Raw genomic sequence first — 25229 nt, 5'->3', positions numbered from 1 at the left:
TGACAGTTGTGACGACAGCGCAACGCCCCCGGCGCCCCGGGGATGAACCGGGGACGACGGGGGCGCGGGCCGTCGCAAAGCAGGAAAGTTCTAGTCCTTTTCCCAGTACTCCCGCTCGCGGCGCAGCTCGACGGGCGCCTTCGGATCGGTCTCGGGCTCCGGCCGGGCCAGCTCGCTGTTGCGCAGCTCGACGCGGCGGATCTTGCCCGACGCGGTCTTGGGCAGGTCATCGGCGAACTCCAGGCGGCGGACGCGCTTGAAACCGGCGAGGCGATCGGCGGTGTGCGCCATGATCGACTTCGCGGTGTCCAGGTTCTCCTCCGCACCGGCCGCCAGGCGGACGACGCCCTTGGGCACCGCCAGGCGCAGCGGATCCGGCGACGGGATGACCGCGGCCTCGGCAACCGCCGGATGCTCCAGCAGCACCGACTCCAACTCGAACGGCGAAATGCGGTAGTCCGACGCCTTGAACACGTCGTCGATGCGGCCCTCGAAGGTGATGTAGCCGTCCTCGTCGCGGATGCCGCGGTCGCCCGTGTGATAGTGCCCGTCGAACATGACGGCGCCGGTCTTCGCCTCGTCCTCGTGGTAGCCCGGCGTGAGGAACAGCGGATGGCCGTCCATGACCACGCAGATCTCGCCGTCGTCGACCAGCTCGCCGGTCTCCGGGTCGACGAGCACGATGTCGACGCCCGGGCAGGGGCGGCCCATCGACCCGGGGCGGACCTTCTGGCCCGGCGAGTTGCACACCAGGGCCGTGGTCTCGGTCTGGCCGTAACCGTCGCGGATGGTCACGCCCCAATCCCGCTCGACCTGCGAAATCACCTCGGGATTCAGCGGCTCGCCGGCGCCGAGGGCCTCGCGGGGCACGCGCGACATGCCCGTCATGTCCGCCTGGATGAACATGCGCCACACCGTCGGCGGCGCGCAGAACGTGTCCACGCCGCAGCGGTCGAGCTGGCCCATCAGCGCGGCGGCGTCGAAACGGTCCGTGTTGTAGATGAAGATGCACGCCTCCGCCGACCACGGCGCGAACACCTGCGACCACGAGTGCTTGGCCCAGCCCGGCTGCGAAATGGACATGTGCACGTCGCCGGGCTGCACGCCCAGCCAGTACATCGTGGTCAGCGTGCCCACCGGGTAGCTGGCGTGGGTGTGGGCGACCAGCTTCGGCTTCGACGTCGTGCCGGAGGTGAAGTAGAGCAGCAGCAGGTCGTCGGGGCGGGTCGGGCCGTCGGCCTCGAACTCGTCGGAGGCGATGTAGGCGTCGTGGAAGTTGAGCACCGGGATCGTGGGCATGCGGCCGTCGCCGGTGATCGGCTCCTCGTCCTCGTCGGCGGCGAGCAGGATGACGTCGTCGCCCTCGGAGACGTCGGCGAAGCGGTCGAGGTAGCGCCGCGAGGTGACCACCATCTTGATCCGCGCGCGCTCCAGCCGCTCCGGGGTCTCCGCGGCGGGCAACTGAATGGAAGCGGGGCTGACCACGGCGCCGAGCTTCATCGCGGCGAGCAGCGTCTCCCACAGCTCGACCTGGTTGTCGAGCATGAGCATGATCCGGTCGCCGCGGCCGATGCCCAGCCCGCGCAGGTGGTTGGCCACGCGATTCGAGCGGCGGCGCATGAGGTCGAAGGAGTAGATCGCCTCGGAGCCGTCGGGCTCGACGATCCACAGGGCGGGCTCGGGATTGTGGTACGCGATGACGTCGAACCAGTTCAGCGCCCAGTTGAAGTCCTCGAGTTCGGGCCACTCGAAGGCGTCGCGCGCACCGTCGTAATCGGCGCGGGTGGCCAGCAGAGTGTCGCGCGCCGCCCGGAATGCTTCGCTGTCGCGGGTGTGGCCGGGCGTCGACAAGCGTTCGTCGTCCTGCGACAGCGCGCGCACCCTCTTCGGATGGTGCGGCTGGTGCGGGGCGCCGGGATGGACGGTGCGGTCGAGACCGGGGGCGGGGGAAACGGGAGCGTTCATGTCGGGTCCTTGTGCGTGGGAGCGGCGGGGTGCGCGGGAGCGGTGGGCCGGAATCGTGGCCTGGATCACATGTGTTGCGTGGGCCACAGTATTGCGTGAATCGCCATTAACGGGCAAGGTTTCGCCGACCGAAATACCTGCGGGGGTGAATCACTATTAACGGTTTAGTTTGGGCGCGCCCCAGGTCACGCGGTTTTTGCTTCGCGACGCCCACCGCCCCGCGGGGGTGCCGCCCACATCCCGAGCTCCCGGCACCCCGCCGCCAACCACCACCGCCGCCCACCACCACCGACGACCGCAGGCCAGGACGCTGAACGTCCTGGCCTGCGCAATGTCTCCACGATTGGGGCCGGAGATGGGACTCGAACCCACAACCATCCGCTTACAAGGCGGGCGCGCTACCAATTGCGCCACTCCGGCATGGCTCGGGATTCTACCCCGTCGCCTCGCCGTCCCGGACACGCACCGGCGCGTGTACGCGGGCGAACTCGCATGTAGACTCCCCGCGGCGCGGCAACCGCGCGGGACTCGACGGGAGGATCATGGCAGAGGAGCAGCAGGCGACCACGGCCGCGGCGGTCCCCGGATTCGCGGGGAAGCTGCGGACGAAGGTGCGCGGGGCGTTGTTCGGCCCGCAGTCGACGGTGGACCTGGTCCAGTCGACGCGGACCCCGCTGCCCCTGGCGCCGATCGATTACACCGATCCCGACCAGGTCACCTCGGTCCTCGACCTCGCGGCGCAGCTCGGCGGCCTGCTGCTGTCCTGCGGCACGGGCAATTCGGATACGGCCCTGCAGATCAAGGCGGTGACGTCGGCGTATGGCCTCACGCGCGTGCAGGTCGACATCACGTTGACGTCGGTGACGGTCTACCACCTCATCGGCGCCCGCCGGACGCCGGTGACGGCCATGCGCGTCGTCGATGCGCCGGCCGTCGACTTCCACCGCCTGCGCCGGGTCGATGCCCTGCTGCGGGCGATCCGCGGCGGGCAGGTGTCGCTTGACGACGCCGTCGAGCGGGCCGACGCCATCGAGGCCGCACCACCCCTCTACCGGCTGCGGATCATCTACCTCGGGTGGGCCGCGATGGCGGCATCGGTGTCGGTGCTGCTCGGCGGCGGACCTCTGGTCGCGGTGATCGCGGCGGTGGTCACGGCGGTCATCGTCGCCACGATCGGCGAGCTCAACGTCCGCGCGCTGCCGCCGTTCTTCCAGAACGCCACCGGCGGTTTCCTGGCCACGTTCACCGCGGCGCTGGCGTATGCCGGATCGGCGTACGTGGGCATCGAGCTGCAGCCGTCGAGAATTATCGCGTCGGGCATCATCGTCATGCTCGCCGGCCTCACCCTGGTGCAATCGCTGCAGGACGGGATCACCGGCGCACCCGTGACGGGCTCGGCCCGGTTCTTCGACACCATGCTGCTCACCGGCGGCATCGTCGCGGGCATCGCCATCGGCTTCGAGGTCACGGCCTTCATCGGCATCGCCCTGCCGCCGATCAGCGTCGCCTCGGACCCCAACTTCGCCGAATCCACGGTGCGCGTCCTGGCCGGCACGTTCGCCAGCGTCGGCTTCGCCCTGGCCTCCAACGCCGGGTGGAAGGCGCTCGGCGTCTCCGGGGCCACGGCGCTGCTGGGTTCCATCCTCTACTACTGGCTGCTGCTGCCCGCCGGCGTCAACCCGGTCGCCGCCGCCGGCGCCGCGGCCACCGCCGTCGGCCTGGCCGGCGGCCTGCTCTCCCGCCGCTCCTCCATCCCGCCGCTGGTCACCGCCATCGCCGGCGTCACGCCGTTCCTGCCCGGCATGTCCATCTACCGCGGCCTGCACGCGCTGCTCAACGGGCAGCCGCTGACCGGCTTCACCGCCCTGGCCGCCGCACTGGGCACCGCCACCGCGCTGGCCGCCGGCATTGCGCTGGGCGAATGGATGGCCCGCCAGATGCGCCGCCCGCCGCGCCTGATCCGCCACGGCGACGTCAAGCGCCCGAAGGTCCAGCGCCGCCGCCGCAGGCACGCCGCCGGCACCGACTCCCCCAACGGGACGGCCAATCCCGTCGAGGGCCGCACCCGGCTCAGCCGCAGCGCCCGCGCCAAGTTCGGCCGCCGCTACGGCCGCGCCCCCGGGGACGAGAGCCTGGACTGGTGAGCCCCGCCGGGCGCCTCCGGCCCGGCTCACCCTTCGGCGGCCGCCTTGGTACACTGGATTGCCTGTATGGGGCGACCGGCGAGGCGGCCGACCGGCCCCCGAACGCTTACGGTGCACGTCGCGAAACCGGCGCGCGCGCCAGAACGCTCGAGCACCCACACCACACCCACACAGCCCGCCACGAGCCAGGAGGATCCGTGCCACCCAAGGTCACCGACACCCGCACCGCCCAGAACGAGGCACTGCACCAGGTCGAGGCCGAGACGGCGGCGGGCGCGCGGCAGATCGTCGCGACGTTCTCCGATGATTTCCACGACTGCGTCACCCTCATGTGCATGCTCGGCGTCGAGCCGGAGGGCCTGAGCTACCGCAAGGTCCACGAGGAGCACCTCGAGGCCACGGCCCCGAAGACCGCCAAGCGCACCCGCAAGTCGACGAAGAAGGCGGCCAAGAAGGCCACCTCGAAGAAGACGACGGCGAAGAAGGCGACCAAGAAGACGGCCAAGAAGGCCACCGCCAAGAAGACCACGAAGAAGGCGTGACCCCGATGGGCCGCGAACGCTCGGATTTCGTCGTCGTGGCCAACCGGCTGCCCGTCGCCCCCGTCGACGATGCGTCGGCGCCCGGCGGCGTGCGCTGGGAAGCCAGCCCCGGCGGCCTGGTCACCGCGCTGACGCCGGTGCTGCTGCGCAACAACGGCGCCTGGGTCGGCTGGGCGGGCAGCGTCTCGGACGCGGCCGACGCCCCCGAGGTCCCGGAGGCCATCGACACCGACGAGGGCCTGCACCTCTTCCCCGTCGAGCTCAGCTCCGACGAGCACGAGAAGTTCTACGAGGGCTTCTCCAACGCCACCCTGTGGCCGCTCTACCACTCCCTCATCGTCGCCCCGACGTACGACGGCGACTGGTGGGAGTCCTACCGCGAGGTCAACCTGCGCTACGCCGAGGCCGTCTCGCGCCGCGCCGCCGAGGGCGCCACGGTGTGGGTGCAGGACTACCAGCTGCAGCTGGTGCCGGGCATCCTGCGGCAGCTGCGCCCGGACCTGACCATCGGGTTCTTCCTGCACATCCCGTTCCCGCCGTCGGAGATCTTCCGCCAGCTGCCGTGGCGCGAGGAGATCGTCCGCGGCCTGCTGGGCGCCGACGTCATCGGCTTCCACCTGAACACGTGCGCCGACAATTTCCTCGACCTGTGCCGCCGCGTCTCCGGCGAGGCCGGGTCGCATACGGGCCTGCCGGACACCCTCGACGTCGGCGGCCGGTCCTCGACGCGCGAGGCCTCCGGCTCGGTCACCGCGCCCGACGGCCGCACGGTGCGGGTGGGGTCGTTCCCCATTTCCATCGACTCGGGCGACGTCATCGGCAAGGCCGCCGACGTCGACCGCGACGCCGTCCGCGCCCTGGCCGGCGACCCGCGCACGCTGCTGCTCGGCGTCGACCGGCTGGACTACACCAAGGGCATCCTCGTGCGCCTCGAGGCGTTCGAGGCGCTGCTCGAATCCGGGGCGCTCGAGCCGTCGGAAAGCGTCCTGGTGCAGGTGGCCACCCCGTCGCGCGAGCGCGTCGACGACTACCGCCGCACCCGCGCGCGCGTGGAGCACGCGGTGGGGCGCATCAACGGCCGTTTCGGGTCGCTGGGCCGCCCCGTCATCCATTACATCCACCGGCCGGTGCCGTTCGAGCAGCTGCTGGGGCTGTACTCCGCGGCCGACGTCATGCTGGTCACGGCGCTGCGCGACGGCATGAACCTGGTGGCCAAGGAGTACGTCGCCTGCCACGCCGACGGCCGCGGCGCGCTGGTGCTGTCGGAGTTCACGGGCGCGGCGACGGAGCTGGACGGGTCGCATTTCTGCAATCCGCACGATCTCGAGTCGGTCAAGCGCGCGATCATGGCCGCGGTGGCGTCGCTGGAGCATCACCCCGACGACGCCCGCGCCCGCATGGAGCGCCTCCACGCCCAGGTCCGCGACCACGACGTCGACCTGTGGGCGCGCAGCTTCCTGCAGGAGCTCACCCGCGCGCACGAGGCCTCCGGGGGTGCGGCATGAGCGCGTCCCGGCTGGTCCGCGGGGCTTTCGCGCTCTGCTTGACGACGTTCACCGCGGCCTCCCTCGTCGCCTGCACCGCGGAGGATGGCGGGGGCGGGGATGATCGGATCGTCGGCAAGCGATGGCAGGTCACCGAGGTCTACGACGACCCGGCGCTGCCCCGCGGCGTGCCCGCGGGGACGGTGCCGCCGACGATCGCGTTCGGGCGCGAGTCGTACACCGGCGACGGCGCGTGCGGCGAATTTCAGGGGACGCTGACCTGGCGCGATGGCGATATCGTCGCCATCGGCGAGCCCGAGACCGTCCGCGAGACCGACTGCGACGCCGCCGCCCGGACCTTCGATGACCGGCTGCGGGCGCAGCTGGCCGGCGAGTTCGTCGTCGAGGCGCCCGACCCCGACCTGCGCATGACCGCCGTCGGCGACCACCCCGCCGGGGAAGCCGCACCCGGGTGGGCGGCGGTGTCGCGGGGCTGAGGTTCTGGGCTGAGCCTGGTCTGAGCCGGGCTTTCCCGGATCAGACCGAGGGCCGCTGGCGCCAGCGCTCGTCGGCCGGGGCGTCCTGGCCCGCGGCGACGACGTTGGCGTAGGACCCGCGGTGGTACAGCAGCGGCCGGGAATCGGCGCGGTGGCCGAGCTCCGCGACGGCGCCCACGACGATGAAATGGTCGCCGGCCTCGTGGACGGCCTCGATGGTGCAGTCGATCCACACGGCGCAATCGCGCAGCAGCGGATTGCCCAGCGCCGAGCGGGTCCACTCGCCGTGGGAGAACTTGTCGGGGCCCCGGCGGCCGAATGCGGCGGAGACGTCGCGCTGGTCCTCGGTGAGCACGCTGACGGAAAACCGGCCGGTGGCCTCGATGCGCGGCCAGGACCGCGACGTCTTCATCACCGTGAACAGCACCAGCGGCGGGGTCAGGCTCAGCGAGGAAAAGGACTGGCACGCGAAGCCGACCGGCTCGCCATCATCGGAGGCGACGACCGTGACGCCGGTGGCGAACTCGCCGAACGCCGTGCGCAGCGACATCTCGTCCATCGTCTCCAGGGGCACGGGGTGGATGTCGGCATCGGTCATGGGGCGCACTTTACCCAGTGGCGCCACGGGCGGCGCAGGCGGGAGGGGCGCCCGCGTAGTCTGGTGACGTGAGCAACACGTCGCCGTCCCCGGACCCGTCCGAGCCCGCCGTATCCGCCGGGCCCGCTGATTCCGCCGCGCCCGAGGCAACTGGGGCCGCTGCATCTGGGCCCGCCGGTTCTGCCGAGGCATCCGCGTCTGCACCCTCCGCCGCGGCCGTCGCGTCAGTCGCGGGCGCGGGCACGATCGTGGTCGCGCTCGATTTCGACGGCACCCTCGCCGACCTCGGCGACGACCCCATGGCCGTGCGCCCCCGCGAGGGCAACGTCGAGCTGGTCTCGCGCCTGTCCGCGCTGCCGCGCACCGAGGTGGTCATCCTTTCCGGCCGTCAGCTGCGCGACCTGCGCTACTTGTCCGGCATGGAGCACGTCGCCCGCCTCGTCGGCAGCCACGGCGCCGAGCCGCAGGATGGCCTGGCCCTGTCGGAGGCCGAATCGGCGCTGCTGGAGGCCGTCGACCTGCGCCTTCGCGAGGTCCTCGCCGAGGCCGACGACGACCGCGCGTGGGTCGAGCGCAAGCCCGCCGCCCGCGTCCTCCACGTCCGGCTGCTGGAGGATGAGGTGCGCAAGCGCCGCGTCCTCGACCACGCCATGTCCTTCTTCCGCCCCATCAAGGGCGTCCACGTCACCGAGGGCAAGGACATCCTCGAGCTCGCCGTCCTCGACGTGACCAAGGGCAGCTACCTCGAGGCCGCGCGCAGCGAGTACGGAGCCGACGCCGTCCTCTTCATCGGCGACGACGTCACCGACGAGACCGTCCTGCGCACCCTGTCCTACGGCGACCTGGGCATCAAGGTCGGCTCCCCCGACGACGGCCCCTCGGCCGCCTCGGCGTTCCTCCCCGACACCGCCGCCGTCACCGCGTTCCTCCGCGACTTCGCCGACGCCCGCGAGGCCGCGGTCCGCTAGCCGCCACCTCCAACCTCCGCCTTTCGCTTTACGACGTCCCGCGCGGAACCCCCGTCGTCCTCCCCTCCCGGAATTGCGTGGGCAGGATGACCTGCGCGTCGCCGCCGGCCAGGGCCGCACCGGCGGCGCGCCCCTTGTCGCGGTTGGGCTGGATGACGGTGGTCACGCCCACCAGCTGCGCCATCTCGATGCCGTCGAAACCGGTGACCGACAAGTCCTCCGGCACCCGGATGCCGTGGTCCCGGGCGTAGCGCAGCACCCCCAGGGCCTGGGTGTCGGTGGTGCACACCACCGCCGTCAGATTCGGGTGCGACGTGAGCAGCTCGCGGGCGGCGTCGTAATTGTTCTCCGGGTCATTGAGGTGGCGCTCGACGATGGGCACCGCGGACGCGTCGACGCCCGCCTCCGCCAGCGCCTCCAGCGCACCTTCGACGCGGGAGCGCTGCACGTGGTGGCGCGCGCCGGCCAGGCGCTCGGCGCTGACTTCGCCGTCGTTGCGGAGCCGGGACAAGCGCACCGACAGCACACCGACCTCCCGGTGCCCCAGCTCCGTGAGGTGCCGCACCGCCGGCTTGATGGCCTCGCGGTCGTCGATGCCCACGAAGGGGACGTCGCCCACGCCCGTCGGCTGGTCGCAGATGACCGTGGGCAGCCCGCGCTCGAGCACGGCCTTGAGGAACGGATCGTCCTCCGCCACCGAATACACCACGAAGGAATCCACCACCGCCTGCCGGATGAGCATGCTCGGATCCGCCGCCGCGGAATCCGGGCCGGTCGGGGTGGGCGCCGGGTCGTCGTCACGCTGCCCCGCGCACTCGGCCGACGACGCGGGGATGACCAGCAGCGAATCGCCGCGGCGGCCGCACTCCTCCGCCAAACCGGAGAGGAAATCCACCGACGCCGGATCGTCGAACGCGAAGGACAGCTGCTCGGTGAACAACACGCCCACCGCCCCGACCCGGCGCATGCGCAGACTGCGCGCCATGGGATCCGGCCCGGGATAACCCTGCGCCTCCGCCTGCGCGAGAATCCGCTCGCGCAGCTCCGGCGACAGCTGATCCGGGCGGTTGTAGGCATTGGACACCGTGGTCCGCGACACCCCCAACTCCGCGGCTATCGACGCCAGCGTCCCCTTCGACCGGCGGCCACTCCCGGACTGGTTCCGCGTGGGCTGCCGCCTGGAATCGCGCCCGGGCGGCGACGCCGAATCGGAGCCGGTGGGGTCGACGGGTTCTTCGGTGCGCACGCGCCCGAATTTACCCGATGCCCCGGATCGGCCCGGAACGTGTTCGAACGGGATCGAACGATATCTAATGGGCCCGAACGGGATTGAAGGGGACCGAACGCGATTTGGCAATGATTTTCATTTCAGCGTTAGGATGGGCGCATGAAAATCCCCTTCCTGCGCTCCACCCTGGCCGCCACCGCCGCCGTCGGCCTGACCATGGGCCTCGCCGCCTGCTCCGGCGACGGCAACGGCGAAGGCACCGGGGCCGGCGGCGATGGCGACGCCGTGAAGATCGTGGCCTCCACCAAGGTGTGGGCCGACGTCGCCGGCGCCGTCATCGGCGATGCCCCCGGCGTCGAGATCGAGCCGATCATCGCCTCCAACGACCTCGACCCGCACTCCTACCAGCCGACCGCCGCCGACATGGCCGCCGTCGAGCAGGCCGACGTCCTCGTCGCCGGTGGCGGACATTACGACGCCTGGCTGACCGAGGCCGCCTCCTCCAACACCGACGCGATCGTCCTCACCGCGCTCGACGAGCATGAGGGCGAGGGCGGCCACGAACACAACCACGAGCACGAGCATGAGCACGAGGGTGAGGGTGAGGGCGCCGACCACGAGCACGAAGGCGCCGACCACGACCACGCCGAACACAACCACGACCACGGGGACCACGAGGTCAACGAGCACATCTGGTACAACATCGACGCCGTGAAATCTCTCGCGTCGGAGCTCGAGTCGGAGGTGAACGAACACTGGGATCTCGGGGCGTCGGACGACGACGTCGTCAAGCGTCTCGACGAGATCGCCGACCGCAAGTCCGACCTGCCCTCCGCGACCACCGCCCAGACGCACCCGCTGGCCGACGACATCCTCGCCGGCACGAAGATCACCGACGACACCCCCGAGGGGTACCGCAACTCGACCCTGAACGAATCCGAGCCCTCTGCCGCCGACGTCGCGGCGATGCTCGAGCTCATCGAGTCCGGTAACCTCGACTATCTCATCGACGCGCCGCAGACCCGCGACCACGTCTCCGAGCGACTGATGAAGGCCGCGCAGGCGAAGGGCCTGCGCGTGATCAACGTCTACGAATCCCCCGGCGCGAACGAGAACTTCTTCGACCTGTACGACCGCATCCTCGACGATTTGGAGCAGGAGTAGTTGGGCCCACTGACCTTCGACGGCGCGGCCGTCGCCCCACTCTGGTCCGGCCTCGACCTCGACGTCCGGCCCGGCGAGTTCCTCGCGGTGCTCGGCCCCAACGGCGTGGGCAAATCGACGCTGATCGGCGCGGCCCTGGGCACCCGCCGGCTCACCGCGGGCACCGTCCGCGCGACGCCCGCGATCGGGTACATCCCGCAGCAGCGCATGTTCGACCCCGAGCTGCCCATGCGCGTGCGCGACCTCGTGGGGCTGTCAGCGTCGCACGGCGTGTTCCGCCGCCGCCCGCCGCGCGACCGCATCGATGCCGCTCTTGCCGACGTCGGCGCGGAGGGCATCGCGGACCGGCGCGTCGGCACGCTGTCCGGAGGCCAGCAGCAGCTGGTCCGGCAGGCGCAGGCCCTGGTCGACGACCCCGACCTGCTGCTTTGCGACGAACCCCTCCTCAGCCTCGACCCCGCCGCCCAACGAGCGGCCGTCGAACGGCTCGACCGGCGCCGCCGCGAACACGGCACCGCCGTGGTGTTCGTGACCCACGGCATCAACCCGATCCTGCGGCACTGCGACCGCGTCCTGTACATCACCCCGCACGGCCACCGGGTCGGGCCCGTCGAGGAGATCATGACGTCCGAGACCCTGTCCGAGCTGTACCGCACCGACATCACGGTGGCGACCGTCGACGGAAAGCTGGTGGTGGTCTGATGGAGTGGCTGAACACTTTCGCCGCGGACACCCAGGCGCTGCTGGGCGTCGGGTTCGTGCAATCCGCGCTCGTGGCGGCGGCGCTGCTGGGGCTGGTGTCGGGCGTGATCACGCCGCTGGTGGTCATGCGGCGCATGAGCTTCACCGTGCACGGCACGTCGGAGCTGGCGCTGATGGGCGCGTCGGCGGCGCTGCTGGCGGGATTCAGCGTCGGCGGCGGCGCCATCGCCGGGTCGGTGCTGGCGGCGGTGGTCCTGGCGCTGCTGGGGATGCGCGGCGGGCAGGACACCATCGTTGGCGTGGTGCTGGGGTTCGGCATGGGCCTGTCCGTGCTGTTCATCCACCTGTACCCGGGGCGGACGACCACGGCGTTTTCGCTGTTGACCGGCCAGATCGTCGGCCTGTCCAGCGCGTCGGTTTGGCTGTTGGCCGGCGTCGCGGCGTTCGTCGTGGCGGTGGTGGCGCTGTTCTGGCGGCCGCTGCTGTTCGCGTCGGCCGATCCCGTACTGGCGGCGGCGTCGGGCATCAACGTCCGCGCGATGTCCGTGCTGTTCGCGGTGCTCATCGGACTGACGGCCGCCCAGGGCGTGCAGATCGTCGGCGCCCTGCTGATCATTTCGCTCGTCATCACCCCGGGTGCCGCGGCCGCCCATGTCACCGCGTCGCCCGTGCGGGCCGTGGTGCTGTCCGTCCTTTTCGCCGAGGTCGCCGCCGTCGGCGGCGTGCTGCTGTCCCTGGCGCCGGGGATGCCGGTCAGCGTGTTCGTCACCACCATTTCCTTCGCCATCTACCTGGCGTGCCGATTCATCGGCTGGTACCGAGGCCGCTCCGCCACCCGCGACGACGTGTCCGCCAGCCGCTGGGCGACGCCTCGCGACGGCGCAATCCCCACCGCTGCCGCAGCGGCGGGCGCGGGCGCGGGTGTGGGTGCGGGCGCGGGCGCGGGAGCAACCGCTTCCACCTCCGACGGCTATCCCCTCGACGACTGCGGGGATTGCACCGGCAGGCACCCCGCCCCCTGACTCTCCGGAGTGCCCCGGCGACTCCCTGCCTACTCCGACGCCGCCGCCCGGCGCTGGCGGGCGAACTCGCTCAGCGTCACGCCGGCCGCGACGGACGCGTTGAGCGACTCCACCCAGCCCGCCATCGGAATCGACATCACCGAATCGCAGGTCTCCCGGACCAGGCGAGACAGCCCCTTGCCCTCGGAGCCCACGACGACCACGGTCGGCGTCGTCCCGTCGTACGTGTCCAGCGTGTGCTCTCCACCCGCGTCAAGGCCGACGACCTGGTAGCCGGCCTTCTGGAACTGCTTCAGCGAACGCACCATGTTCGTCGCCCGCGCCACCGGCAGCCGCGCCGCGGTGCCTGCCGACGTGCGCCACGTGACGCCCGTGACCGCAGCCGAACGACGCTCCGGAATGACGACGCCGTGCCCACCGAAGGCGGCGGTCGAACGGATCACCGCACCCAGGTTGCGCGGGTCGGTGATGTTGTCCAGGCACACGACCAGCCCCGGCTCGCCGGAGTCGACGACCTTGTCCAGCAGCTCCTCCACGGCCAGGTACTTGTACGGCGGGATCTGCAGGCCGATGCCCTGGTGCAGCGAATTGCCGGTCATCCGGTCCATCTCGTGGCGCGGCACTTCGCGGATCGGGATGCCCCGGTCGTTGGAGATGCGCACCGCTTCCTGCAGCCGATCGTCGTTGTCCGTGCCCAGCGCAACGAACAGCGCACTGCCCGGCACCTTGGCATGAAGGCACTCGACGACCGGGTTGCGGCCCACGACCAGCTCCGTACCGTCCGAGACCTTCTCGTGCCGCCCCTGATCACGGCGCCGCTTCTGCTGCGCCTGCTTGTGGGCCTTGTGATAGACCCTGTCCTCCGCCTTCGGAGTCGGCCCCTTGCCCCGCAGGCCCCTCTTGTGGCCGCCGGTGCCGCCGGCCTCCTTCTTGCTCGACTTGCGCACCGCGCCCCGTCGCTGGGAATTGCCCGCCATATTCTCGCCTCTCGCCTTCATCGCTTCCGGTGCCGCCGGGCTTTTCGAGCCCGCCCCGGCATCGTCATCGGGTGATCGTGTTGATCGTCGTGATCGTGTAGTTCCGGTCATCGTCCGTGGGGCGCTGCTCGCAGGCCCCTCGGGTTCATGTCATTCGGTTCCCGTCAGTCTCCCAGCGACCACTTCGGCCCATCGGCGGTATCGGTCACGGTCACGCCGGCTTCCGTCAGCCGGTCACGGACTCCATCGGCGGTGGCCCAATCCTTCTCTTCCCGGGCCACCCTGCGCGACTCGAGCTCATGGCCGACGAGCACGCCCAGGGCGTGCATCGCCTTGCCATCGCCGCCACCGGCAGCCGCCCACTTCTCCGACAGCGGATCAAATCCCAGAACGGCCGCCATCGCGCGAACGGACGAGGCCGCCGACTTGGCTGCCGCGTCATCACCGTCGGCAAGCAACTGGTTGCCCGCACGCACCGCATTGTGCAGCTCGGCCAGGGCCCGCGGGACCGCAAGGTCCTCGTTCATCGCCGCATCGAACGCCTCGGGGCGCTCCCCGACCTCGACGTCGCCGAACTTGTCCGCGGCGCGCTTCAGGAACGCCTCGATGCGACGGTACCCCGCCGCCGCCTCCTGCAGCGCCTCCTCCGAATACTCCAGCACGGAACGGTAATGGGCGCTGCCCAAGTAGTAGCGCAGCTCCACCGGGCGCACCATGCCGAGGATGTGCGGCACCGACAGGACGTTGCCCAGCGACTTCGACATCTTCTCGCCGGACATGGTCACCCAGTGATTGTGCATCCAGTAGCGCGCGAACCCGTCGCCGGCCGCATGCGACTGGGCGATCTCGTTCTCATGGTGCGGAAACTGCAGATCCAGCCCGCCGCAATGGATGTCGAACTCGCCGCCGAGATAATAGGTGGCCATCGCCGAGCACTCCAGGTGCCAACCCGGCCGCCCGTCGCCCCACGGCGTCGGCCACGACGGCTCCCCCGGCTTCGCGGACTTCCACAGCGCAAAATCGTGCGGTCCCCGCTTGCCCGGCGAGTCCGGCTCACCCTGCTCCATCTCGTCGACGCGATTGCCGGACAGCGACCCGTAGTCCCCGCCATCCGACGCCGCCCATGCGTTGACGTCGAAGTACACGTTGCCGTCGACGTCGTAGGCGAAGCCGTTGTCCATGAGCCGGCGCATGTATTCGACCATCTGCGTCACGTGGCCCGTGGCCCGCGGCTCGACGCTCGGGGGCAGCACGCCGAGCTGATCGTAGGCCCACGTGAACTCCCGCTCATACGTGGAAACCCACTCCCACCAGGGACGACCGTTCTCCGCGGCCTTTGTCAGAATCTTGTCGTCGATGTCGGTGACATTGCGCACGAACGCGACGTCGAGCCCCTGCGCCACGAGCCAGCGACGCAGGATGTCGAACGCGACGCCCGACCGCACGTGCCCGATGTGCGGCATCGCCTGCGGGGTCGCCCCACACAGGTACACGGACGCGTGCCCATCGCGGATGGGCTCGAAATCTCGCAGCTCACGGGTGGCGGTATCGAAGATTCGGAAGTTCACGCCCCCGAGTGTAGCGGTCACCGCGGGCGCTCCCGAACAGTTGCGCAGCGCGTGACCAGGGATCACGGCATCGAAGACGCCGACAGTTCACCGGAGGTTCATGGGACGTTCGATGACCCCCATTCACCGCATAGGTTCCGCCTGCCGGGGCAGGCCGAATCATTTGCTTTACGACGACCACGCGCCACTCCAGCACCGTCCGCCCCACTTGCACCGCATCAAAACCACCCGGATAACGACGAATGAACGTTCGATTAACATCAGATTCGCACTTGTTTTCGACGCCCCCATCCCCTATGCTCGAGGCCAGAGGTTCGAAGGTGGGCCACAACCCGAGGGGGACGGGAACCAATGCTTGACCAGCAACCATCACCACGCACAGGCCATTCCGCGCCGCATGATGCGAGCAAGGTGAATCTCGACGAGCTGGCCGCGTTGATGCACGCGGCCATCAACGCACTTCTCGCGCTCGCCAGGACATGCGAATCAACGCCCCTGTCGGCGACGGCGTTGCTGCAGCTGGCGCCCGTCGTAAAGCAGCTCGATTCGGCCCGTCGGGGCATGGCCGTGCTGGATTCGCGAGTGGCGGAAACGGTGGTGTCGGAGCAGTTGTCGCGGATCCTGGGGACCACGCGCGCCGATGACTTCCTGGTCGACGAATATCGGCTATCCCGGCGTGAGGCGTCGACCCGCGTGAAGGCCGCGACGTTCCTCGGAGATCATCCGGATCTGAAGGCAGCGGCCCACGTCGCCTTGCGTTCGGGAGATCTGACGTTGAGGGGAATCGCGGATGTCGCGAAGGAAGTCGTCTCGTTGGACGACCGCGCGGAGAGGACCGGAGCCGATATCGCGGCCGAGGTGATCGAACGCTGCCCCGCCCACGGCCCGCACGGGGCGGGCGCGCTGTGCAGGAAGCTCGTCAAGAAGGAGAACAGGCGATTCCCGCGGGACCCGAATGCGGCGCACAAGGAAAGGAGGCTGACCGTCGGAAAGCAGGACGGCGATGGTGGCGCGAAGGTCAACGGGTATTTCGACGCCGCGACGCTGGCGCTGCTGGAGGCGTGGCTGCTCACGCATGGGCTGAAGAAGGGCGGCCACGATGATGGGCGGACGCCGGCGCAGCGCAACGCCGACGCGCTCGACTTGGCGTTGCGCACCGCGCACGAGGCGCATCCGCGGGTGAAGGGCAAGCCGATGTGCACCGTCGTCGCCGCCCTGCGCATGGATGATCTGGCGGCGGCGACGGGAGCGGCCCCGACTAACGGCACGCACCCGACGCGAACGACCGTGAAGGCGGGATCGGGCGTTGACCTGGGTCTGATCGACCTGCTGAGGCTCGGGCTTTCCGACGACATGTACACCGCCATCATCGACCCCGACGCCCCGATGACCGACGCCAAGCTGAAGCTCGGGCGCACGAAGAGGTCGGCGAGCCTCGAGCAACGCATCGCGCTGCAACTGCTGGACGGGACGTGCCAACACCCGGGATGCCACCGCCCACCCGATGCGTGCGACGTCCACCATCTCGACGCGTGGCTGCTCGGCGGGGAGACGGACCTGGGGAATCTGACGCTGCTGTGCCGCCGGCATCATTCCGACAATGACGACACCCGCGCCGACCCGAGACGCGGCCACATGACGCCCCGCCACGACGATCCGAGAGGCCGGACGGGATGGGCGCGGCCCGTCGGCGCGGATGGGACGCGCGAGGTGCGGTTCAACGACGTCGGCGGGGCCGAGGTCCGGGAGAATTGGGTTGACGGTGCCGGGACGGGCGGGGCAGCGGCATGAGCCCGACGGCGCACCGAAGCGCGATCGGCCCCGATGGCGGCTCCGGAGGCGGAGCCATTGGACTACTGGGCGTCGGTCCGCTTCCAGACGACGGCGGTGCCCACCGCGGCGACGCCTTCGCCACGGCCGGTGAAGCCCATGTGGTCGGTGGTCGTGGCGGACACGCTCACCGGGGCGCCGATGTACCCCGACAGGACCTTTTCGGCTTCCTCGCGCCGGGGGCCCATCTTCGGCCGATTGCCGATCATCTGGGCGGCGGCGTTGCCGATGACGAATCCATTGTCCTCGAGCAGCTGCCGGCATTCCCTGAGCAGGCGCTCGCCCGACACGTCGTCGTATTCGGGCCGGCCGACCCCGACGAAACTGCCCAGGTCACCGAGGCCGGAAGCGGACAGCAGCGCATCGACGATGACGTGGGCGACGACGTCGCCGTCGGAGTGGCCTTCGCAGCCGTTCTCTCCGTCGAAAAGCAGGCCCGCCATCCAGCACGGCTTGCCCTCCTGGACCTGATGGGCGTCGGTGGCGATGCCCACGCGGGGGATGATGATCGGCGCGGCGGGCATGTCACGCGCCGAGTCACTGGCCTTGTCAGCGGTCATGTCAGAGGTGTTGTCAGAGGTCATGTCATTCTCCGGAAATCTCGAACTCGGTGGACTCGGCCTCGTCGGCGATCTGCGTCGCCAGCGCCAAGTCGAGCGGGGTGGTCACCTTGAAGGCCATCGGATCGCCCTGGACCACGTGGACGGGCACGCCCAGGCGCTCGACCAGGGACGCGTCGTCGGTGGCGTGGACGGCCTCGCTAGCGGGCCGGCCGAAGTGCTCCTCGTACGCGCGGCGCAACAGGGGAAGGCGGAAACCCTGGGGCGTCTGCACGGCCCGGAGGGAGGAACGGTCGGGAGTGCCCACGACGACGTCGCCGGCCACCTCTTTGATGGTGTCGGAGACGGGCAGCACAGGGATGACGGCATCGTTGCCGCCGACGACGGAACGGACGACGCGGGCGATCATGCCCGGCGGCGTCAGGGCGCGGGCGGCGTCGTGGACGAGGACCACGCCGTCGTCGGGCATGGTGCGCATGCCCTCCCAGACGGAGTCGATGCGCTCGCCGCCGCCGACGATGAAGTCGACGTCGCCGCGAATACGGCCGGCGGCCTTGGCGCGGCGGAACAGCTCGCGGGCGTACTCCATCATGTCGCGGGAGACGATGACGGCGATGTCGTCGACGGCCTCGGAACGTTCGATGGCCGCAACGGATCGCTCCACCAGGGAACGGCCGCGCAGCTGGACGTACGCCTTGGGAATGGGCTCCCCGAGCCTCGTGCCCCGGCCGGCGGCCGCGACGAGCGCGGTGACCCGCATGCCCACCTCCGGCCTAGTCTTCGGCGTCGAGGTCGACGGCCGTGGCGTCGGTGCCGTCGGCAGCGTCGGAGTCCGCGGCGGCGGCCTTCGGCTCGGCGGAGTTGGCGGCCTCGTCGGCGAGCGCCCGGTGGCGCTCGATGGTGGCCTCGATGCGGGAGAAGAGCTCGGCGGTCTTCTCGTCGTCGACGCCCTCGGCCAGCGACAACTCGCCGACGAGAACCTGGCGCGCCTTGCTGAGCATGCGCTTCTCGCCCGCGGACAGGCCGCGGTCCTGATCGCGGCGCCACAGGTCGCGGACGACCTCGGCGACCTTGTTGATGTCGCCGGAGCCCAGGCGCTCCTGGTTGGCCTTGTAGCGCCGGGACCAGTTGCCGGCTTCCTCGACATCGGTTTCGCGAAGGACGGAGAAGACCTTGAGCAGGCCTTCCTCGCCGACGACGTCGCGCACGCCGACCAGTTCCGCGTTCTTCGCGGGAACCTGAATGTTCAGGTCACTCTGCAAAATCTGGAGCACGAGATACTGAACGGTCTCGCCGTTCATCTCGCGCTCGATGATTTCCTCGATCTTCGCGGCCCCGTGGTGCGGGTAGACGACGGTATCGCCGACGCTGAATTCCATGTGGTGTCCACGCCCCTTTCAACGGCCCTCCACCCTATCACGACCCCCCTGGCAAATACCGCTAGTATGAGAAGAGCCTTTGAGGACACTAAGGTGGGTTCTCAACTGCAGAACCTGAAGCAGAACCCCAGCCAGACCCCAATCCTCGAGTTGCCCTAGATGATGGAGGACACGAACTCATGACCCTCAAGTCGGTTGTCCGCCGCGGTGCCATCGCCACCGTCGCCGCCGCTTCCGCCGTTGCGCTCGCCGCCTGCGGCGCCGGCCAGATTTCCCAGACCGCCAACCAGGTCGCCGCCGTCGACGGCGCGCAGAACGAGCAGGAGGCCGAGGTGGGCGGCGTCGCCATCCGCGACGCCCACATCGTCGTCGACCCCGACTCGGGCGACGCCGCGCTGAAGTTCACGGTCTCCAACCAGGAGCGCGCGAACGAGGCCATGTACACCCTCGAGTCCATCGAGGTCGAGGGCGCCGGGGACGTCCAGATGAACCCGGTCGCCGCGACGAAGACCTTCGACGAGGCCGCCAACGCCGACGGGGACATCCCGCGCGAGTGCTCCCTGGTCGCCGACGCCGCCGGCGCCGTCGAGCAGTACGCGGAGCTGGCCGACTCCAACCCGGGCTGCATCGGCTACGTGTCCACCACGCTCGATTCCGCCTCCCTGGCCGGTGCGAACGCCACCGCCTCCGGCGAGAACCGCAACGTGACCTTCACGTTCAACGGCCCGAACGGCACGGAGGAGATCGAGCTGTTCGTGACCATCTCCCCGTACATCCCGGAGGCCGGCTCGGTCGACCGCGGTGACGACGGCATGGCCGAGGGCGCCAAGCCGGCCGAGTCGACCCGCACCCCCGGTGCGGGCGCCGCCGGCAACGCCGATTCCACGACGCCGGCCGCCGAGCAGGCGATCGGCCAGATCAACCAGCAGTAGGCTCCATGGCGAAGGGGCCGTCCTACCGTTGCTCCGCCTGCGGATGGCGGGCGTCGAAGTGGGTGGGGCAGTGCCCTTCGTGCGGGGAGTGGGGTTCTTTGGCGGAGGCCGCGGAACCGGTCGGACGTGCGCGTTCGGCCGGGGCCGCGGTCTCTTCCGCGTCGGGGCTGCCGGTGGTGGCGGCGACGCCGATCACGGGCGTCGACCCTGGGCTGGCGAAGGCCACGCCGACGGGCATCGGCGAGCTGGACCGGGTTTTGGGCCGCGGCGTGGTGCCGGGGTCGGTGGTGTTGCTGGCGGGCGAGCCGGGGGTGGGCAAGTCGACGCTGTTGCTGGAGGTCGCCTTCCGCTGCGCGTCGGGTGAGCTGGGCCCGGCGCTGTACGTGACGGGCGAGGAGTCGGTGGGGCAGGTCCGGCTCCGGGCGGAGCGGACGGGGGCGCTTCACGACGAGCTGTATCTCGCCGCGGAGTCCGACGTCGGGGAAGTGATCGAGCAGGCGTTGGCCGTGAAGCCGGGGCTGTTGGTGGTCGATTCGGTGCAGACGATGCAGGCCGCCGGGGTGGAGGGCACCCGGGGCGGCGTGGCGCAGGCGCGTGCGGTGACGGCGGCGCTGACGGCGCTGGCGAAGGAGTCGGGTATCGCGATCCTGTTGGTGGGCCACGTGACCAAGGACGGCACGGTGGCGGGCCCGAGGACGATGGAGCACCTGGTCGACGTGGTGCTCAATTTCGAGGGCGACCGCCATTCGGGGCTGCGTTTCCTGCGGGGGCTGAAGAACCGTTTCGGCGCCACCGACGAGGTCGGCTGTTTCGAGCAGACCGCCGACGGCATCCGCGAGGTGGAGGACCCGTCGGGGTTGTTCCTGCACCACCGCTCCCCCACCCCGGGCACGGCGGTGACGGTGGCGATGGAGGGGCGCCGCCCGATGTTGGCGGAGGTCCAGGGCCTGGTGGTCACGGGCGAGGAGGCGAAGGGCAACCGCCGCAACGTCTCGGGCCTGGACCAGCGCCGCGTGCCCATGGTCGCGGCCATCGTCGCCCAGCACGGCACGCAGGGGATGAAGATGCTCGCCGCCCGCGAGCTCTACGTGGCCACGGTCGGCGGCATGACGCTGCTCGAGCCGTCGGCGGACCTCGCCGTCGGCGTCGCCCTGGCCTCGGCGGTGACCCAGCGGCCGGTCCGGGAGAACATGGTGGTCATCGGCGAGTTGGGCCTGGCCGGCGAGGTGCGCCGCGTCCCCGACATCGGCCGCCGGCTCAAGGAGGCCGCCCGCATGGGCTTCACGCGCGCCGCCGTTCCCCGCGAGACCGATTCCTCCCAGGCCCCGAAGGGGCTGCGTCTGGTGCGGGTGGGCACGATCGCGGAAGCCATAGAGGCGGCGCTGGGTTAGGTGGGCGCGGGCCGTCGTCAAGCGGGAAACGGTGGCGGTAAGCTGTCCTGGTGTCGGAATTGAGCCATGACCTGCTGAAAACCCTTGCCCCGGGGACGGGCATCCGCGATGGGCTGGAGCGGATCCGCCGCGGCCGCACGGGCGCGCTGATCGTCCTCGGCTTCGACGACGAGATCGAGGGGCTGTGCGACGGCGGGTTCGAGATCGACGTCGCGTTCGCGCCGACGCGCCTGCGGGAGCTGTGCAAGATGGACGGTGCGGTGGCGCTGTCGACGGATGGCACGCGGATTCGGCGGGCGAACGTGCAGCTGGTGCCGGATCCGTCGCTGCCGACGGACGAGTCGGGGACGCGGCACCGGTCGGCGGAGCGCACGGCGCTGCAGACGGGGGTGCCGGTGATTGCGGTGTCGCAGTCGATGAACATCATCACGGTGTACGCGGATGGGGTGCGGCACGTGCTGAAGGATTCCGCGGAGATCCTGTCGCGCGCGAATCAGGCGCTGGGGACGATCGAGCGGTACCGGTCGCGGTTGGACGCGGAGTCGGAGGAGCTGTTCGCGGCGGAGATGGCGGGGTACGCGTCGGCGTCGGAGGTCGTGGGGGTGCTGCGGTTGTCGGAGTTGCTGCGGCGGGCGGCGCAGTCGGTGTCGCGGGACGTGGTGGCGCTGGGGTCGGATGGGCATCAGTTGGACGTGCAGTTGCGCGAGCTGGTGGCGGACACGGAGCCGAATACGCGCCTGTTGCTGCATGATTACCTGGTCACGGCGTCGGGGTTGCCGGAGGATGGCGACGTCGACGCGGCGTTGGCCAGCTTCGCCGCGCTGCCGGACCCGGATCTGCTGGGGCCGCGGGCGGTGGCGCAGGTGCTGGGGTACCCGACGGATGCGGAGGCCCTGGGCGAGCGCGTCGATCCGCGCGGCTACCGGGCGTTGGCGCGGGTGCCGAGGATGCAGTATTCGCTGATGAACAAGCTCGTCGCGCGTTTCGTCACCTTGCCGTCGCTGTTGAAGGCCCAGACCGAGGACCTCGCGGCGCTCGAGGGCGTCGGCCCGCTGTGGGCGCGCCACGTCCGGCAGGGGCTGGACAGGTTGCAGTAGGGGCTTGCGGGGGTTGCTTTACGACGTCCCGGCGCCCCCTCCCTCTGGCCGAGCGGAAATCCGGCGGCGGTGTTAGAACTACGGGGTGCGCCGCCGAGCCGGGTGGTGCACGGGGATTCGTGAGATTCGGGGGGGGATCGGTGTGACGGGACCACGCAGGAGCGTCGGCACTGTTGGGGTGGCCGGCGCTTTGATGGCGATCGCGCTGGGGCTGACGGGCTGCGGAGCGATTGGGGGCGACGCTGCGACTGCCGCCGCCGGGGAAGCGCAGGGGCCGGCGCTGCCGCCGGGTGTCCTGCCGCCGAACGATCCGCCGCAACCGGGGGACGCGAAGCTGGGGCCTGACGGCCATTACGACTATTCGGCGCCGGACTTTGTCCTGAAGAACCCCTGCGATACGGACGCCTACCAGGTGGCGCTGCAGCAGGGTTGGAAACAACCGTCGTTCGGAACCACTCGGCGCGACGAACCTGCGGAAAAGACATGCTCCATCGTCCAGAACTCCACGGGCATGGTCCTGTACTCCTTCGCGAAAACCTCCGGCGACTTCAACGCCGAAGAAGCCGAAGTTGCCCATGAAGAGTCACGAGGCAAGACCCTTGTGGTCATCAAGTCCCCGAATCTGTTCGGGGAGACCTGTTTTGCGGGAATTGAGACCCCCGCAGGACTGACAGGCGCGTTGACGGGTGTGGGTGGATTTTCCAACCACAGCGACATCGACAGCGCGTGCGAAGAATCGAAAACCGTTTACCATGAAATTTTCGGGGGAATTCATGCAGTTTAAGGCATCATTGGGCTCGATTTCCGAGGTCCACGCGGTCCTACACACGGAGACGATCAACTCCAGCCAACCGCCATCCGTGTCTCTGGCGGGGTACTCGCCGGTGGCGTCGATGCAGATGGTCGCCACACAGCACTCCGCGGCCATCACCGGCTCGTCGGGCTGCTCCACCCAAGTCGCCTCCGCCATGGATGCCGAAATCACCTGGTCGGCCGCCAACCTCAAATCCATGATCACCGCCCTGGCCTCCCACGAAGCCGACACCGGCGCCGCCTTCACCGCCATCGACCCCCACAACACCCCCAACAAACTCCAAGTCGCCGACGGCCTGCTCCACCACGCCTTCGGCGCCCGCCCACCCTTCAACCCCGGCACACTCACCTTCGCCCCGGCAGCCATCGGCCCCGAACTCGCCGACACCGCCGACCAGCTCCTGGCCAAATTCACCGCCACCAACGACGCCGCCATCGGCGACGCCATCACCTACTGGACCGGCTACGCCACCCGCATGACCGAACTGGCCACCACCCTGGGCGACGCCGCCGGCAAACTCCTGTCCGACAACAACGGCGCCGCCTTCGACGCCGCCGCCACGTCGCTCACCGGCCTGGCCGCCCGTGCGACCAACATCGCCGCCTCCGCCGGCATCCTCACCGGCCACCTCGCAGCCCTGCCCGCCATCAAAGCCATGGCCATCAACACCCTGGGCACCATCACCGCCCACTCCCAGGCCATCACCGACCCCGCGGCCAAGCAAGCCTTCGAACGCACCGAAATCACAGCCTTCCTCACCGGCCCCTACATCGGCCAACTCCACACCGCAGTACCCACCTTGCCCAACCTCACCCAACCCGACTTCCGCACCTCCGCACCGGATCTGGTGGCCTCCGGCGTCAGCGGCGGACACGGCATCGCCGGCGCCTCCCAGGCGGGACTGGCACCGGCCGGGATGACCACCGCTGCGGCGGCACCGGCCAGTGCGGCGTCCTCCATGGCGCAGGCCGCCTCCGGGCCGATCACCGGCCCCACCGGCATGTCCCCCACCACCGGCACACCAGCCACCTCACCGGTGGCGCCGTCGACGTCGGGTCCGGTGCCCACCGTCCCCGGCGGGGCCACACCGGCGCCGATGAGCCCGGCGGCGGCAACCACGCCGGCATCAACACCGGCGGGCACGCTGGGCACCGGGCCCGCCGGGATGGCCCCGGCCGCAGGCACCGGCGGCGCCGGGTACGGCGCAGGCGGTGCGGGAACGAATGCCGGGCGCGGAGGTTCGGCGCTGGGTTCGCTTGGCGGATTCAACCCGGGTGCCGGTGGTCGCTCTGGTGGGTTCGGCACCGGTGCGGGCCCGGGCGCCGGGTCTGCGGGTGGGCGGGGTGTCGGCCGTGGTGGCTTCGGTGGCCCGGGCATTCACGGACCCGGAACTGGCTCGGGCGCGAACTCCGGCACCACCTCCGGCACCGGGTCTGCGCGGGGGTCGCAGTCGGCGGCGGCGATAGTCGGCCGCCAGGGAGCTGCGGGTGGAGGGGGTGCGGGTGCGGCGTCGTCACGCACAACCGGTGGCGTGTACGGGGCAGCTCACCGCAACCAGCCGGGTCACGGCGCCAACGTCGGGTCGATCCATGGCACGGGGCGGGACTTCGAGCAGGACGAGTACCAGCGGGAACTGTTCGGTGAGGAGCCGACGACGGTGCCCGCCGTCATCGGCGCCAACGTGCGCGGCTAGCGGATGTTGAACGTGTACGGATCGGCGTTGCGGTCGCCGACCAGGCCATAGACGAGGTAGCTGCCCGCGCCGACCTCCTGGCGGTCGGACTCGGTGCACTTGCCGGGCGCGGAGCTCTTGCGCGACCAGTTGACGTCGTAGACCACGTCCCCGCCGGCCTCGATGGTCTCGGTGCCGCTGCCCTCGGAGTCGTGGCAGTCGAGGTCGGACCAGATGCGCTCGTAGGAGATCATGTCGAATACCTCGAAACGCAGGGTGTCCTGGTCGAGGTTGATCTCGCAGTCGGCGTTGGTCGGGTTGGCCAGCGTCAGCGCGAACCGCGGGTTGGTCGCGCCGTAGTTGGGGCTGTCGGCGGTGACGGTGAGGTTGAGGTCCGCCAGCTCGCAGGTGTCCTTGCCCTCGGCCTCGGCCGCCTCGGACTCGGGGGTCGTGCCGTACGGCTCGTTGGACGGGGCCGCGGGGGCGGAGGTCTCCTCGACGCCGTCATCGCGGGTCACGGTCACCGACTCGGAGACCTCGGCCGCCTGCTGCGTGTTCTCCTCGGACCCGCCGGAACCGCCCGCCACCCATCTGACGATGCCCACGATCACGACGATCAGGACGACGGCCAGCACCAGCGCCGCAATGCGGCGGCGCCGGTAAATTTCCGGGGGCAGCGGTCGGTTGGTCACGCA

General features: G+C 70.3%; 23 protein-coding genes and 1 tRNA gene. 14 read left to right on the top strand and 10 right to left on the bottom strand.

Annotated elements, in window-relative coordinates; translation table 11 throughout:
* Nucleotides 1-90: 90 nt before the first annotated feature.
* Together ACFWGD_RS09490 and ACFWGD_RS09485 are read right to left on the bottom strand one after the other, a co-directional pair.
* Entirely contained in the window at nucleotides 91-1965 is a 1875-nt protein-coding gene (locus ACFWGD_RS09490; RefSeq protein ID WP_377778422.1) for an AMP-binding protein, read from the bottom strand.
* A 344-nt stretch (nucleotides 1966-2309) separates the two neighbouring features.
* Nucleotides 2310-2385 (bottom strand) — tRNA-Thr (locus ACFWGD_RS09485).
* Nucleotides 2386-2507: 122 nt separating this feature from the next.
* On the opposite strand from ACFWGD_RS09485, the gene ACFWGD_RS09480 reads away from it, so the two are divergent.
* The 4 genes from ACFWGD_RS09480 to ACFWGD_RS09465 all read left to right on the top strand — a co-directional run bounded on the left by ACFWGD_RS09480 (nucleotide 2508) and on the right by ACFWGD_RS09465 (nucleotide 6632).
* Nucleotides 2508-4109: a threonine/serine exporter ThrE family protein gene (locus tag ACFWGD_RS09480; protein WP_377778421.1), complete on the top strand. Its 1602-nt coding sequence runs from the start codon at nucleotides 2508-2510 to the stop codon at nucleotides 4107-4109.
* A 197-nt stretch (nucleotides 4110-4306) separates the two neighbouring features.
* Nucleotides 4307-4651 (top strand): hypothetical protein, encoded by a 345-nt coding sequence (locus ACFWGD_RS09475; RefSeq protein WP_377778420.1) that lies wholly within the window; start codon nucleotides 4307-4309, stop codon nucleotides 4649-4651.
* Nucleotides 4652-4656: 5 nt separating this feature from the next.
* Nucleotides 4657-6156 (top strand): trehalose-6-phosphate synthase, encoded by a 1500-nt coding sequence (locus ACFWGD_RS09470; protein WP_377778527.1) that lies wholly within the window; start codon nucleotides 4657-4659, stop codon nucleotides 6154-6156.
* Complete coding sequence (locus ACFWGD_RS09465; protein WP_377778419.1) at nucleotides 6153-6632, top strand: hypothetical protein; 480 nt, start codon at nucleotides 6153-6155, stop codon at nucleotides 6630-6632. The genes ACFWGD_RS09470 and ACFWGD_RS09465 overlap by 4 nt, the downstream gene beginning before the upstream one ends.
* Nucleotides 6633-6672: 40 nt before the next feature.
* On the opposite strand, the gene hsaB is transcribed toward ACFWGD_RS09465, so the two are convergent.
* A complete protein-coding gene (hsaB, locus tag ACFWGD_RS09460) occupies nucleotides 6673-7230 on the bottom strand; it encodes a 3-hydroxy-9,10-secoandrosta-1,3,5(10)-triene-9,17-dione monooxygenase reductase subunit (RefSeq protein WP_377778418.1) in 558 nt (185 codons plus the stop codon).
* Nucleotides 7231-7298: 68 nt separating this feature from the next.
* On the opposite strand from hsaB, the gene otsB reads away from it, so the two are divergent.
* Nucleotides 7299-8198 (top strand): trehalose-phosphatase, encoded by a 900-nt coding sequence (otsB, locus tag ACFWGD_RS09455; protein WP_377778417.1) that lies wholly within the window; start codon nucleotides 7299-7301, stop codon nucleotides 8196-8198.
* A gap of 28 nt (nucleotides 8199-8226) precedes the next feature.
* Here the strand turns inward: otsB and ACFWGD_RS09450 are convergent, their stop codons facing one another.
* Nucleotides 8227-9324: a LacI family DNA-binding transcriptional regulator gene (locus tag ACFWGD_RS09450; RefSeq protein WP_377778526.1), complete on the bottom strand. Its 1098-nt coding sequence runs from the start codon at nucleotides 9322-9324 to the stop codon at nucleotides 8227-8229.
* A 261-nt stretch (nucleotides 9325-9585) separates the two neighbouring features.
* Between ACFWGD_RS09450 and ACFWGD_RS09445 the strand changes: the two genes are divergently transcribed.
* Genes ACFWGD_RS09445 through ACFWGD_RS09435 form a run of 3 tightly spaced genes read left to right on the top strand, consistent with a single transcriptional unit; the run spans nucleotide 9586 to nucleotide 12314 of the window.
* On the top strand, nucleotides 9586-10590 hold the full coding sequence (locus ACFWGD_RS09445; RefSeq protein ID WP_377778416.1) for a metal ABC transporter solute-binding protein, Zn/Mn family: 1005 nt from the start codon (nucleotides 9586-9588) through the stop codon (nucleotides 10588-10590).
* On the top strand, nucleotides 10591-11292 hold the full coding sequence (locus ACFWGD_RS09440) for a metal ABC transporter ATP-binding protein (RefSeq protein ID WP_377778415.1): 702 nt from the start codon (nucleotides 10591-10593) through the stop codon (nucleotides 11290-11292). It abuts the gene before it with no gap.
* Nucleotides 11292-12314 carry a metal ABC transporter permease gene (locus ACFWGD_RS09435; protein ID WP_377778413.1) on the top strand — a complete coding sequence of 341 codons (1023 nt, stop codon included), beginning with the start codon at nucleotides 11292-11294 and terminating at the stop codon, nucleotides 12312-12314. The genes ACFWGD_RS09440 and ACFWGD_RS09435 overlap by 1 nt, the downstream gene beginning before the upstream one ends.
* 29 nt (nucleotides 12315-12343) lie before the next feature.
* Here ACFWGD_RS09435 and rlmB read toward each other — a convergent pair whose 3' ends face one another.
* On the bottom strand, nucleotides 12344-13291 hold the full coding sequence (gene rlmB / locus ACFWGD_RS09430; protein WP_377778412.1) for a 23S rRNA (guanosine(2251)-2'-O)-methyltransferase RlmB: 948 nt from the start codon (nucleotides 13289-13291) through the stop codon (nucleotides 12344-12346).
* Nucleotides 13292-13455: 164 nt separating this feature from the next.
* Nucleotides 13456-14859, bottom strand: coding sequence for a cysteine--tRNA ligase (gene cysS, locus ACFWGD_RS09425; protein ID WP_377778411.1), 1404 nt, complete (start codon nucleotides 14857-14859; stop codon nucleotides 13456-13458).
* A gap of 411 nt (nucleotides 14860-15270) precedes the next feature.
* Between cysS and ACFWGD_RS09420 the strand changes: the two genes are divergently transcribed.
* On the top strand, nucleotides 15271-16650 hold the full coding sequence (locus ACFWGD_RS09420) for a DUF222 domain-containing protein (RefSeq protein ID WP_377778410.1): 1380 nt from the start codon (nucleotides 15271-15273) through the stop codon (nucleotides 16648-16650).
* A gap of 62 nt (nucleotides 16651-16712) precedes the next feature.
* Here ACFWGD_RS09420 and ispF read toward each other — a convergent pair whose 3' ends face one another.
* From ispF to ACFWGD_RS09405, 3 genes are all read right to left on the bottom strand, one after another.
* Nucleotides 16713-17213, bottom strand: coding sequence for a 2-C-methyl-D-erythritol 2,4-cyclodiphosphate synthase (gene ispF, locus ACFWGD_RS09415; protein ID WP_377778525.1), 501 nt, complete (start codon nucleotides 17211-17213; stop codon nucleotides 16713-16715).
* Between the two features lie 61 nt (nucleotides 17214-17274).
* Nucleotides 17275-18009 (bottom strand): 2-C-methyl-D-erythritol 4-phosphate cytidylyltransferase, encoded by a 735-nt coding sequence (gene ispD, locus ACFWGD_RS09410; protein WP_377778408.1) that lies wholly within the window; start codon nucleotides 18007-18009, stop codon nucleotides 17275-17277.
* Nucleotides 18010-18022: 13 nt separating this feature from the next.
* Entirely contained in the window at nucleotides 18023-18628 is a 606-nt protein-coding gene (locus ACFWGD_RS09405) for a CarD family transcriptional regulator (protein ID WP_377778407.1), read from the bottom strand.
* Between the two features lie 179 nt (nucleotides 18629-18807).
* On the opposite strand from ACFWGD_RS09405, the gene ACFWGD_RS09400 reads away from it, so the two are divergent.
* From ACFWGD_RS09400 to ACFWGD_RS09380, 5 genes are all read left to right on the top strand, one after another.
* The gene (locus tag ACFWGD_RS09400; RefSeq protein ID WP_377778405.1) at nucleotides 18808-19560 is read left to right on the top strand and encodes a hypothetical protein; all 753 of its coding nucleotides are present in this window, start codon (nucleotides 18808-18810) and stop codon (nucleotides 19558-19560) included.
* A 5-nt stretch (nucleotides 19561-19565) separates the two neighbouring features.
* Nucleotides 19566-20951, top strand: coding sequence for a DNA repair protein RadA (gene radA / locus ACFWGD_RS09395; RefSeq protein WP_377778404.1), 1386 nt, complete (start codon nucleotides 19566-19568; stop codon nucleotides 20949-20951).
* Between the two features lie 50 nt (nucleotides 20952-21001).
* Nucleotides 21002-22048, top strand: coding sequence for a DNA integrity scanning diadenylate cyclase DisA (gene disA, locus ACFWGD_RS09390; protein ID WP_377778403.1), 1047 nt, complete (start codon nucleotides 21002-21004; stop codon nucleotides 22046-22048).
* Nucleotides 22049-22241: 193 nt separating this feature from the next.
* Nucleotides 22242-22832, top strand: coding sequence for a hypothetical protein (locus ACFWGD_RS09385; RefSeq protein WP_377778402.1), 591 nt, complete (start codon nucleotides 22242-22244; stop codon nucleotides 22830-22832).
* Between the two features lie 76 nt (nucleotides 22833-22908).
* Entirely contained in the window at nucleotides 22909-24555 is a 1647-nt protein-coding gene (locus ACFWGD_RS09380; protein ID WP_377778401.1) for a hypothetical protein, read from the top strand.
* On the opposite strand, the gene ACFWGD_RS09375 is transcribed toward ACFWGD_RS09380, so the two are convergent.
* Nucleotides 24552-25226, bottom strand: coding sequence for a hypothetical protein (locus ACFWGD_RS09375; RefSeq protein WP_377778400.1), 675 nt, complete (start codon nucleotides 25224-25226; stop codon nucleotides 24552-24554). The genes ACFWGD_RS09380 and ACFWGD_RS09375 overlap by 4 nt on opposite strands.
* Nucleotides 25227-25229: the final 3 nt, after the last annotated feature.

This window comes from Corynebacterium sp. NPDC060344 (genome assembly GCF_042725215.1).
In the GTDB taxonomy this organism is placed as follows: domain Bacteria; phylum Actinomycetota; class Actinomycetes; order Mycobacteriales; family Mycobacteriaceae; genus Corynebacterium.
This window is presented reverse-complemented; position numbering and strand designations above follow the sequence as displayed.

What these genes read in the sequence shown, in the direction of transcription:
- ACFWGD_RS09490 (WP_377778422.1), bottom strand. Translation starts at nt 1,965, where the DNA reads ATGAACGCTCCCGTTTCCCCCGCCCCCGGTCTCGACCGCACCGTCCAT.
- ACFWGD_RS09480 (WP_377778421.1), top strand. Translation starts at nt 2,508, where the DNA reads ATGGCAGAGGAGCAGCAGGCGACCACGGCCGCGGCGGTCCCCGGATTC.
- ACFWGD_RS09470 (WP_377778527.1), top strand. Translation starts at nt 4,657, where the DNA reads ATGGGCCGCGAACGCTCGGATTTCGTCGTCGTGGCCAACCGGCTGCCC.
- ACFWGD_RS09465 (WP_377778419.1), top strand. Translation starts at nt 6,153, where the DNA reads ATGAGCGCGTCCCGGCTGGTCCGCGGGGCTTTCGCGCTCTGCTTGACG.
- hsaB (WP_377778418.1), bottom strand. Translation starts at nt 7,230, where the DNA reads ATGACCGATGCCGACATCCACCCCGTGCCCCTGGAGACGATGGACGAG.
- ACFWGD_RS09445 (WP_377778416.1), top strand. Translation starts at nt 9,586, where the DNA reads ATGAAAATCCCCTTCCTGCGCTCCACCCTGGCCGCCACCGCCGCCGTC.
- ACFWGD_RS09435 (WP_377778413.1), top strand. Translation starts at nt 11,292, where the DNA reads ATGGAGTGGCTGAACACTTTCGCCGCGGACACCCAGGCGCTGCTGGGC.
- rlmB (WP_377778412.1), bottom strand. Translation starts at nt 13,291, where the DNA reads ATGGCGGGCAATTCCCAGCGACGGGGCGCGGTGCGCAAGTCGAGCAAG.
- ispF (WP_377778525.1), bottom strand. Translation starts at nt 17,213, where the DNA reads ATGCCCGCCGCGCCGATCATCATCCCCCGCGTGGGCATCGCCACCGAC.
- ispD (WP_377778408.1), bottom strand. Translation starts at nt 18,009, where the DNA reads ATGCGGGTCACCGCGCTCGTCGCGGCCGCCGGCCGGGGCACGAGGCTC.
- ACFWGD_RS09405 (WP_377778407.1), bottom strand. Translation starts at nt 18,628, where the DNA reads ATGGAATTCAGCGTCGGCGATACCGTCGTCTACCCGCACCACGGGGCC.
- ACFWGD_RS09400 (WP_377778405.1), top strand. Translation starts at nt 18,808, where the DNA reads ATGACCCTCAAGTCGGTTGTCCGCCGCGGTGCCATCGCCACCGTCGCC.
- radA (WP_377778404.1), top strand. Translation starts at nt 19,566, where the DNA reads ATGGCGAAGGGGCCGTCCTACCGTTGCTCCGCCTGCGGATGGCGGGCG.
- ACFWGD_RS09385 (WP_377778402.1), top strand. Translation starts at nt 22,242, where the DNA reads ATGGCGATCGCGCTGGGGCTGACGGGCTGCGGAGCGATTGGGGGCGAC.